At 56.1% G+C, this 7425-nt stretch carries 5 protein-coding genes; 3 read left to right on the top strand and 2 right to left on the bottom strand.

Features of this window, described 5'->3' with window-relative positions; genetic code table 11:
• Together truB and H8Q75_RS01980 are read right to left on the bottom strand one after the other, a co-directional pair.
• Positions 1–591, bottom strand: a 591-nt coding sequence (truB, locus tag H8Q75_RS01985; protein WP_297040032.1) for a tRNA pseudouridine(55) synthase TruB, incomplete at its 3' end; no start/stop codon positions are given.
• Positions 591–2042, bottom strand: coding sequence for a TolC family protein (locus H8Q75_RS01980; protein WP_297040029.1), 1452 nt, complete (start codon positions 2040–2042; stop codon positions 591–593). The genes truB and H8Q75_RS01980, both read right to left, overlap by 1 nt.
• Positions 2043–2189: 147 nt before the next feature.
• Here H8Q75_RS01980 and H8Q75_RS01975 point away from each other — a divergent pair, with 147 nt between their 5' ends.
• The 3 genes from H8Q75_RS01975 to H8Q75_RS01965 all read left to right on the top strand — a co-directional run bounded on the left by H8Q75_RS01975 (position 2190) and on the right by H8Q75_RS01965 (position 7285).
• Positions 2190–2828: a class I SAM-dependent methyltransferase gene (locus tag H8Q75_RS01975; RefSeq protein WP_024124665.1), complete on the top strand. Its 639-nt coding sequence runs from the start codon at positions 2190–2192 to the stop codon at positions 2826–2828.
• A 36-nt stretch (positions 2829–2864) separates the two neighbouring features.
• Positions 2865–5738 (top strand): aminomethyl-transferring glycine dehydrogenase, encoded by a 2874-nt coding sequence (gene gcvP / locus H8Q75_RS01970; RefSeq protein ID WP_297040027.1) that lies wholly within the window; start codon positions 2865–2867, stop codon positions 5736–5738.
• A gap of 95 nt (positions 5739–5833) precedes the next feature.
• Positions 5834–7285 (top strand): cytochrome ubiquinol oxidase subunit I, encoded by a 1452-nt coding sequence (locus tag H8Q75_RS01965; RefSeq protein WP_024124667.1) that lies wholly within the window; start codon positions 5834–5836, stop codon positions 7283–7285.
• The last annotated feature ends 140 nt before the right edge of the window (positions 7286–7425 follow it).

Raw genomic sequence — 7425 nt, 5'->3', positions numbered from 1 at the left:
TTCAATCCGTTGCAGGGCTGCTAGGGTGCCACCCACCCCCAGTGCAGCCCCCAAATCGCGGGCAAGGGCGCGAATATAGGTGCCCCTGCCACAGATAATGTGCAGGGTGAGTTCAGGATGACGACCCGGTTGCCAATCCAAGACCTCGATGCGGTACACAGTCACGATACGCGGCGGAACGCTCACTACCTCACCCGCCCGGGCACGGGCATAGAGCCGCTGGCCAGCCACTTGAATCGCACTGTAGGCAGGGGGCAATTGCTCAATTTCACCCATAAATTGAGGGAGCTGTTCTTGGATGGCTGCGAGCGTCAGGTGACTGGCCACCTGTTCTTGGCAAATTTCCCCCGTAATGTCATCGGTGGTGGTGGTAATCCCAAAGCGCACCGTGCCAATGTAGGCCTTGCGATCGCTGAGATAGGGCAGAAGTCGCGTTGCGGCCCCAAGGGCGATCGGCAGTACCCCAGTGGCCATCGGATCCAATGTGCCCCCGTGGCCAATCCGTTTAAGCCGCAGCCGCCGCCGCAGTTCATTAATACAGTCGTGGGACGTGCAGCCAGCAGGTTTATTCAGATTCAAAAAACCAAACATCAAGGGGTTGCAGTTGTTGCAGAACTCAAGGGTAACCCACTGACAAAGCGTTGCAGGGCAGCGATCGCCCGGTTGTAGTCAAGGGTTGAACTCAACAGGTTGCTCTGGGCTTGAATCAGAGCGGTTTCGGCATTGCTCACCTCCGCTTGGGTGCCAATCCCTGCTTGGAAGCGCAGACGAGCCAGGCGCAGTCTCTCCGTGGCTTGGCGTACCGCCGCTTCATTGGTGCGGATATTTTCCTGACTGGATTTGAGGGTGTAGTAGGCCTGCTCCACTTGGAAGCGAATTAAGTTGCGAAAGGCGGCATACTGGGCCTCAGCGATCGCAGCAGCCCTTTCCTGCTGGGCGGCACTGGCACGGGAGACTCCCCCATCAAAGAGGGTGAGGTTCAGTTGGCCACCCACCGTATATCCCCAACGGGGCCCGACCCCATCGGTGAGGCTATCCAGGGTGTTAAAACTTCCCCCAGTCACCAACTGCGGGCCTAGGTTTGCCAGGGCAACCCGTCGTTGCTGTAGTGCCGCATTCCGTTGCGTCAGTTGCTGTTCCAACTCCACACGATTTCGAAAGGCCAAGGCAATACTCTCCTCCAGGGAAAGCTGCCATTCCCCGACCACCCGAATTGGGTCAGCGGCGCGCACATTAGCCTTGTCATTGAGGCTGAGCACCTGTGCCAGTTGGCGTTGAGCCGTTTGCAGTTGGCTTTGGGCTTGCACCAATTGCTGCTGGTTATTGGCCAGTTGCACCTGTGCTGTAAGGACGTCAAATTGTGTGCCTAGGCCAGCGCGCTCGCGGGCGATCGCATCCCGCAGGCTAATTTGCGAGTTTTGCACTGCTGCTTCGCCAATGCGCACCAGCGCTTCCGCCTGTTGAATGTTGTAGTAGGCATTGGTAACATCCTGACGCAGTTGTTCCAATTGCCGCTGAAGATCCAGCTCAGCATTGCGCACCTGTTCCTGGGCCGCTTTGATACTGGCATCCCGCTGCCCAGAGGTGAAAAGGTTGTAGCCCAGTTGCACGGTGCTGGTCCACGTGTTGCTAGTGGAATTTACCCGCAGCGGCGGCGGCAGTTGGGCATTTTGCAGGCGAATCGCCGCTGAATCCGTGCGACTAATCCCCAATTGCAGGGAAATACTGGGATAGAGAGCAGCCTCCGCTTGGCGCAGCACTGCCCGACTTTGTTGGAGTTGCGCCTCAATAATTTGCAGTTGGCGATTATTCCGCCGAGCGAGTTCAAGCGCTTCGTTGAGGGTAATGGGGCGCTCCAAATCAATTTTCACTTGAGCGGGATGACTGGGGAGATAGAGGGGATCGGGATTGGGATTGAGGGGCAAGAGCTCTGTCGCCCTCGGATTGGGTTGGGCGATCGCGCCCGCCGCCATCGCGATCCAAACACTGGCCAGACTGCCCAGGAGCAGACTGCTTTGCTGGCAGATGAATTGTTGACCCATGCTCACTCCCCACACCGTTACAATTAGGGATTCTCGCTACCACATAAGACTATAACAGTCCTTTTCAAAGGAATCGTTTCCCGAAAGGCGGTACACTGACACTCAATTGGTTCACACTCCAGGCAACTCAAGGCTGGATTAAGCACTGTGGCAACCATCCTACGCACTTGGAGCTACCAATATCCTTGGCTCTACGACACCATTAGCACCCTTGCCGCCATAGCAGTTGGGGGGAGCGATCGCCTGCATCGCCTTGCTTGGCAAGATTTGAATTTACCCCGCACTGCTGTGGTTTTAGATCTGTGCTGTGCCCACGGCATTGTGACTCAAGCCTTAACTCAGGCCTTTGATCAGGTTACAGGATTGGATGCCTCCCCAAAGGCGATCGCCCGCGCCCGAGAGCGGGTACCCCAAGCCACCTATGTACAGGCCTTTGCTGAGAAGATGCCCTTTGCCGATGCCACCTTTGATCTGGTACACACCAGCATGGCGCTCCACGAAATGACCGCAGCCCAACTGAATGCCATCTTGGCGGAAGCGTGGCGGATTCTCAAGCCCGGTGGCTGGTTTGCCCTCATGGATTTTCACCGTCCCCAGGTGCCCCTCCTTTGGCCGGGGATTGCTCTCTTTTTTTGGCTCTTTGAAACGGAAACCGCTTGGCAACTGCTGCAAACGGACCTAGCTGAGCAGCTACGGCGACAGGGCTTCACTGTGGAGCGGCAGACTTACTACTTAGGACACAGTTTACAGGTTCTCCATGGCCGCAAACCCTGCGCGAACGATTAAGATATATGAACGACTTAGAACACGAGTGCGATAGCGATGGTAAGCTCACCGCCCCAACTGGAGATTAACTTAGAGACCGCTGCCGAATTTGTAGCGCGGCACATTGGCATTACGCCCAGCGATCTACCGCAAATGTTGACCCTGTTGGGGTATGGCAGCCTCAAGGAACTCATCAATGCCGTCATTCCGCCGGAGATTCGCTTGCAACGCCCTCTTGCCCTCGGTGAGGGCCTGAGTGAAACGGCAGCCCTGCAAAAATTACGCACCCTTGCCCAACAAAACCAAGTTTGGCGCAGCTACATCGGCATGGGCTACTACAACTGCATTACGCCCCCCGTGATTCAGCGCAACATTCTTGAAAACCCCGGCTGGTACACCCAGTACACCCCCTACCAAGCGGAAATTGCCCAAGGACGCCTGGAAGCCCTCCTTAACTTTCAAACCCTTGTGAGCGATCTGACGGGCTTGGCCATTGCCAATGCCTCCCTCCTCGATGAGGCCACGGCTGCCGCCGAAGCTATGACCCTGAGCTTCAATGCCTGCCGTCAAAAGGGCGCCAACTGCTTCTTGGTGGCCCAGGATTGCCATCCCCAAACCCTTGCCGTTCTGCGTACCCGTGCCCTACCCCTTGGCATCCAGATTGTGCCCATTGACCCAACGATCGCCAGTGAATTGCCCTGGGAGAATGCCTTTGGCCTCCTCTTGCAATATCCTGCTAGCGATGGCGCCGTGCGATCGCCCCAAGCCCTGATTGCCGCTGCCCATGAACGGGGACTTCTGGTGACCGTGGCCACGGATTTGCTGGCCTTGACCCTGTTGCAGCCGCCGGGGGAATTGGGGGCAGATATTGCCGTGGGTAGTTCGCAGCGCTTTGGGGTGCCCTTGGGGTATGGGGGTCCCCATGCCGCCTTCTTTGCCACCCGTGAAGAATTTAAGCGGCAGTTGCCAGGGCGCCTAGTGGGGGTTTCCCACGATGCTCTGGGTCAAAAAGCCCTGCGCCTTGCCTTGCAAACCCGCGAGCAGCACATCCGTCGCGAAAAGGCTACCAGTAACATTTGCACCGCCCAAGTTCTTCTGGCGGTTGTTGCCAGTATGTATGCCGTTTATCACGGAGCCGATGGGCTGCGGCAAATCGCCAAGCGCATCCATCAACAGGGAGTGAAATTGGCAGCAGGCCTAGAAGCAGCGGGCTATCAACTCTACTATTGTGAATTTTTTGACACCCTGCGCATTGGCTTGGGAAACCTGCCAGTGCAGGTGCTCAAGGAGCGGGCAGCAGCGGCACAAATCAACCTGCGCTACTTTGACGATGGCAGTGTGGGCATCAGCCTCGATGAGACCACCACCGAGAAAGATGTGGCGGATTTACTGGCCCTCTTTGGCGCCAGTCCTGCTGCAGTTGAAGGGGGCGATCGCCTGCCGTCAAGCCTGAAACGTCAATCCCCTTATCTCCAGCACCCGGTCTTTCAGGACTACCACAGCGAACACGCGCTGCTGCGCTACATTCATCGCCTTCAGGCCAAGGATCTGTCCCTCACGACCTCAATGATTCCCCTTGGCTCCTGCACGATGAAGCTGAATGCCACGGCTGAAATGCTGCCCATCAGTTGGCCAGAATTTAATCAGCTCCATCCCTTTGCTCCCCAAGAACAGGCTCAGGGATATCAGCAGCTCTTTCGGGAACTGGCGGCAATGCTGGCGGAAATTACAGGCTTTGATGCCATTTCCCTGCAACCCAATGCCGGCTCCCAAGGGGAGTATGCGGGACTCTTGGTGATCCGTCAGTACCACCACAGTCGCGGCGAAAGTCAGCGCAATGTCTGTCTCATTCCCACCTCTGCCCATGGCACCAACCCCGCCAGTGCCGTGATGGCTGGCATGGAAGTCGTGGCCGTCAATTGCGATCCCCAAGGCAACATTGACGTGGCAGATCTGGCGGCCAAGGCTGAGGCCTATGGCGATCGCCTAGCGGCCTTGATGATGACCTATCCCTCCACCCATGGCGTCTTTGAAGCGGGAATTGGCCAAATCTGCGACATCATCCATCGCTACGGTGGGCAAGTTTACATGGATGGTGCCAATATGAATGCCCAAGTAGGGCTGTGCCGTCCGGGGGACTTTGGTGCCGATGTTTGCCATTTAAATCTCCACAAAACCTTCTGCATTCCCCACGGGGGTGGTGGACCCGGGGTTGGGCCGATCGGGGTGAAAGCCCACTTAGCGCCCTTCTTACCGACAACACAGGTGATTCCCCAAGGATCAGAAATTGGCCCAGTGACCGCAGCCCCTTGGGGCAGTGCCAGTATTTTGCCGATTTCATGGATGTATATCACCCTGATGGGGGGGGTGGGGTTGACGCGAGCCACGGCGATCGCCATCCTCAATGCCAACTACATCGCCAAACGCCTGGAACCCTACTATCCCATTCTCTACAAAGGTGCCCACGGCTTGGTGGCCCACGAGTGTATTCTTGATCTGCGGCCCCTGAAAAAATCAGCGGGGATTGAGGTGGAGGATATTGCCAAGCGGTTAATGGACTACGGCTTCCATGCTCCCACTGTCTCTTGGCCGGTCCCCGGCACGCTGATGATTGAACCCACAGAGAGTGAAACCAAGGCGGAATTGGATCGCTTCTGTGAGGCGATGATTGCCATTCGTGCAGAAATTGCTGAAATTGAGGCCGGGGTGAGCGATCGCCAGCAAAACCCCCTGAAAAACGCCCCCCATCCAGCGCTGATGCTGGCCACAGAGCCATGGCCCTACCCCTACTCGCGGCAGGCGGCCGCCTACCCTGCCCCTTGGCTGCGGGAGTACAAATTCTGGCCAGCGGTCGCCCGTATTGACAATGCCTATGGCGATCGCCATCTGGTGTGTAGTTGCTCAGTACCCATCAGGGCACCCCAATCTTAAGCAAAGCTGAAATTTTTGCGGCGGTTGCCGATTCGCCTTGTCGAAGCCAAAAAGGGATTGCTAAAAGTAAGGCAGGTCAACCCCTAGGTGGTTTTATGACACTGGATAGCCTCGATACCGTTGTTCTCTCCCGTTGGCAGTTTGCCCTCACGGCCATTTTCCATATGCTCTGGCCAGTCTTGACGACGGGCATGAGTATTTATCTGGTCATCATTGAGGGGCTGTGGCTGAAAACCAAGAACCTGACCTACTATCACCATGCTCGCTTTTGGTCAAAGCTATATGTCCTCAACTTTGGCATTGGCGTGGCTTCGGGGTTGCCAATGGCCTTTCAGTTTGGCCTGAACTGGGCGCCCTTCTCTGAATCCGTAGGGGACTTCTTTGGTACCGTTTTGGGCTTTGAGGCCACCATGGCCTTCATGCTGGAAGCCAGCTTCTTGGGCATTATGATTTTTGGCTGGCAACGGGTACCCCCGGTGATGCACTGGATTTCGACCATCTGTGTTGCCTTTGGTGCCAACCTCTCTACCTTCTGGATTCTCTCGGCCAACTCATGGCTCCAGACCCCTGCCGGGGGCGTGTTTGTCGAGGGTAAATTCCGTGTTCAGGACTACTTCCAAGCGATCGCCAACCCCTTCATGGTCAAGAGTTTTGCCCACATGTTCTTTGCCACCCTTGAAACATCGCTTTTTGTGATTGGTGGCATTAGTGCTTGGTATTTGCTGCAAAACCGCCTGCCCAATTTCTTTACCAAATCCCTGAAGGTGGTGTTGGTCATGGCCTTGGTGATTGCCCCTCTACAGGTGTTTGTCGGCCACCTCAGTGCTGAGCAGGTCTATCACTACCAACCAGCCAAATTAGCCGCCATGGAGGCCCTCTGGGAAACTGTGCCAGCGGGTACCCCCGCAGACTGGAGTGTGATTGCCTTACCCAACGAGGCGGCAGAAATCAATACCTTTGAAGTGAAGCTCCCTGCTCTGTTGAGCTATCTACTGGAACTGAAGCCCAAGTTAGACGCCCCCATTCTCGGCTTGAAGGAGTGGGCACCCAGCGATCGCCCCCACCTGGTTGGCCTGATTTACTATTCCTTTCGACTGATGGTGGCCATTGGTCTGTACCTCGCTGCCCTGGCAATTGTCACGATTTTTGTTTGGTGGCGCACGGGTCTTGAGGGCGATCGCCTGCGCAATTACAAATGGCTCTGGTGGGGCTGGATTTTTGCGGGGCCCTTGGGGTACCTTGCGGTCGAAGCGGGCTGGATTGTGCGCTGTGTCGGGCGTCAACCGTGGATTGTCTATGGTCAGCTGCGAACAGCTGAAGCCGCTTCCGATTTACCCCCCCAAGTGGTGCTCTTTTCCCTCAGCGGCTTAGTTGCCCTCTACACCATTTTCTTCTTTGCGGCTCTTTTCTTTGGCAGTCGCATCATCCAAAAAGGCCCCAACGTTGCTTTACCAGTACCCGGCCAAGCCAATGCGGAAGAACTGGAAATTCGCATCAAATTGGCCCACCACCAACCCGATCGCCGTCCCCTAGAACCCCAGCAATAAGGAAATGGAAATTCCCATGGAAACCAATCCCCTTGCCCCCCTAGAGCACTTTCTGCCTCAGGCGTGGTTTTTTATCCTTGGTCTTTTTCTGTTTCTCTACATTCTACTGGATGGGTTTGACCTTGGCATTGGCATTCTCT

It is taken from the genome of Thermosynechococcus sp. OHK43, from assembly GCF_014466085.1.
GTDB lineage: Bacteria > Cyanobacteriota > Cyanobacteriia > Thermosynechococcales > Thermosynechococcaceae > Thermosynechococcus.
Note: the sequence above shows the minus strand (reverse complement) of the source record. Positions and strands in the feature narration are given on the sequence as shown.

Coding starts and splice junctions, on each gene's coding strand:
- H8Q75_RS01980 (WP_297040029.1), bottom strand. CDS start 2,042: ATGGGTCAACAATTCATCTGCCAGCAAAGCAGTCTGCTCCTGGGCAGT.
- gcvP (WP_297040027.1), top strand. CDS start 2,865: ATGGTAAGCTCACCGCCCCAACTGGAGATTAACTTAGAGACCGCTGCC.
- H8Q75_RS01965 (WP_024124667.1), top strand. CDS start 5,834: ATGACACTGGATAGCCTCGATACCGTTGTTCTCTCCCGTTGGCAGTTT.